Annotated in this window: 3 protein-coding genes; all 3 read left to right on the plus strand. The window is 68.8% G+C overall.

Annotation, left to right across the window (positions count from 1 at the left end; all coding sequences use genetic code 11):
• Positions 1 to 817: NUDIX hydrolase (locus ASG00_RS13865; protein WP_235559604.1), on the plus strand; the 817-nt coding region annotated here is incomplete at its 5' end.
• A gap of 129 nt (positions 818 to 946) precedes the next feature.
• On the plus strand, positions 947 to 2,065 hold the full coding sequence (locus ASG00_RS13870) for a PstS family phosphate ABC transporter substrate-binding protein (protein WP_056210294.1): 1,119 nt from the start codon (positions 947 to 949) through the stop codon (positions 2,063 to 2,065).
• A 179-nt stretch (positions 2,066 to 2,244) separates the two neighbouring features.
• A partial coding sequence (locus ASG00_RS13875; protein WP_235559605.1) for a PstC family ABC transporter permease occupies positions 2,245 to 2,964 on the plus strand: 720 nt, incomplete at its 3' end.

Consider the following 2,964-nt stretch of genomic DNA (forward strand, 5'->3'; position numbering starts at 1 on the left):
CGACCCCGGAGAGAGCCTGCTGGAGACGGCCGTGCGCGAGATCTTCGAGGAGACCGGCATCAAGGTCGCGCTCGGCGTGCCCGTCGGCGTCTCGCGCTACCACCTGCCGAGCCGGCGCGAGAAGGTCGTGCACTACTGGGCGGCAGAGGCGACGGATGCCGCGATCCGCGCGAGCGCGTTCGTGCCCAACAAGGAGATCGCGGCGCTCGAGTGGGTCACCCCGAAGCGCGCGCTCGGATACCTCAGCTACCCGGTCGACGTCGAGATCGTCACGAAGTTCCTCGACTTCGTCGATCGCGGCGTGCTGCAGACCTTCCCCGTCATCGCCCTGCGCCACGCGAAGGCCGTCGCTCGCGAGAGCTGGAAGGGCGAGGACGCCGACCGACCCCTCACCGACCGCGGCGCGCGCCAGGCCGAGGCGCTCGTGGGGCCGCTGCGCAGCTTTGGGGTGCGACGGATCGTCTCGAGTCCGGCGGTGCGCTGCCTCGCGACCGTCGCGCCGCTCGCCGCCGCCCTCGAGCGCGACGTGCGCACGACGCCCCTCATCAGCCAAGACCTCTGGGAGGAGGGGCGCAGCGACGCCCGCACGGTCATCGGCAAGCGGGTGCGCTCCCGCAAGCCCGCGGTGCTCTGCAGCCACGGCCCCGTGCTCCCCGACATTCTCGCCGAGCTCGCACTCGCGACGGGCACGCTGCGGGGCGCCTACCTCGGCAGCGCATCGGCGCTCCCCGTGGGCGGATTCTCGGTCGTGCACCTGTCCGCGACGAACCCCGGCGCCGGCATCGCGGCGATCGAGACGCACACCCCCGCACTCTGATGCGGGCGGCGGGCGCACAGGCCACGTTCACCCGTTGTTCACCTGTGCACCGCCGTCGCTTAAGGGCCGACGTTTACCGTCAGGCGTGCCCATGCACCGGGCACACCCGATAAACGTGAGGATTCCACAGTGAAGATCACCCGCATTGCGCAGGTCGGCGCCTTCGCCGCCGTTGCCGCGATCGCACTCGCAGGCTGCTCGTCGTCGGGCTCGAACGGCGGCGCTTCGGCGTCGGCCTCGGCCGCCGGCGTGACCTCGACCATCGACACGACGCTCTCCGGCACCATCACCGCCGGTGGCTCGAGCGCGCAGGCCAACGCGGAGACCGCCTGGATCACCGCCTACAACGCCACCAACAAGAACGTCACGATCAACTACGACAAGTCGCAGGGCTCCGGTGGCGGCCGCACCAACTGGCTCAACGGCGCCTACGACTTCGCCGGTTCCGACGCTCCGCTGTCGGCCGACGAGACCACCAAGTCGGCTGCCCTGTGCACCGAGGGCGGCGTGAACCTGCCGATCTACCTCGACGGTGTCGCGATCATCTTCAACATCTCGGGCGTCACCAGCCTCAAGCTCAGCGCGACCACCATCGCCAAGATCTTCGCGCTGGAGATCACCGACTGGTCCGACCCGGCCATCACCGCCGACAACGGCACCGCCCTCCCCGCCGGCCCGATCACGACGGTCGCGCGCTCGGACGGCTCCGGCACCACCCAGAACTTCACCAACTACCTCGTGGGCACCGCACCGTCGGTGTGGACGCACAAGGCGGGCTCGGCATGGCCGATCACCGGCAACGTGTCGCTCCAGAAGGGCACCTCGGGCGTCGTCGGCGCCGTCAAGTCGGGCAACGGCACCATCGGTTACGCCGACCACTCGGGCATCGGCTCGCTGACCGCCGCCTCGATCATCCAGAGCGGCACCGCCATCTCGTACTCGGCCGAGGCCGTCTCCAAGACCTTCGCGGTCGCGGCGACCACCAAGTCCAACGGTGTGGCCGGCGACCTGTCGCAGGTCTTCGACTACTCGAAGCTCACCGCCGACACCTACCCGATCCCGCTGCTCTCCTACGCGATCACCTGCACCACGTTCAAGGACGCCACGCAGGCCAAGCTCGTCAAGTCGTACCTCGGCTTCGTCGCGTCGACGCTCGGCCAGCAGGTCGCCGCGAAGAACGCCGGCTCCGCTCCGGTTCCGGACGAGATCCTGACGCAGGTCCAGGCGACCCTCGCCACCATCAAGTAACACCCTTCGGCCCGCCCGGATCCGCTCATCGGATCCGGGCGGACTGAGTGGCCCTCCCGAGCCTGCTCGGTGGGGTGACTGAGTCCGAGCCGTTCGCATTAGTGTCGTCTTCGGAGCTCCACACGACGCCCGACCCGAGAAGGAGAACGCCGTGCCTCTGCGAGAAGACGAGGGAAGCCGTGGCTGACGCGGCGACCACCACGACCTCTCCGTCCCGATCACTGATCGGCAAGCGCCGGGCGAGCGACACCGTCTTCCTCGGACTCTCCACGGGCTCCGCGATCTCGATCATGGTGATCCTCGCCGGAGTCGCGATCTTCCTCATCATCCAGGGACTCCCCGCGATCACCGCGAACTGGAGCTCCAACCAGGACCTGGCCGCCATCCACAACCCCCTCGGCAACGGCTGGTCGAGCTTCTGGGCGTACGTCGCGCCGTTGCTGTGGGGAAGCCTCTGGTCGGCAGTGATCGCCATGATCCTCGGCGCCCCCGTCGCGATCGGCATCGCACTGTTCATCTCGCACTATGCCCCGCGCCGGCTCGCCGGGCTGCTCGGCTACATCGTCGATCTTCTCGCCGCGGTCCCGTCGATCGTGTTCGGCCTCTGGGGCATCATCGTCATCCGCCCGTTCCTCCTGCCCCTGTCGCAGTTCTTGAACGAGTACTTCGGCTGGATCCCGCTGTTCAGCGGACAGGTCACTTCGACGGGCTCCACGATGCTCGCCGGTGGCGTGGTGCTCGCGGTGATGATCCTCCCGATCGTCACCTCGATCACCCGTGAGATCTTCCTGCAGACCCCGCGCCTCCACGAGGAGGCAGCCCTCGCTCTCGGGGCGACCCGCTGGGAGATGATCCGCCTGTCGGTGCTTCCCTACGCGCGCAGCGGAATGGTCTCGGCG

Source organism: Microbacterium sp. Leaf351 (assembly GCF_001423825.1).
In the GTDB taxonomy this organism is placed as follows: Bacteria; Actinomycetota; Actinomycetes; order Actinomycetales; family Microbacteriaceae; genus Microbacterium; species Microbacterium ginsengisoli.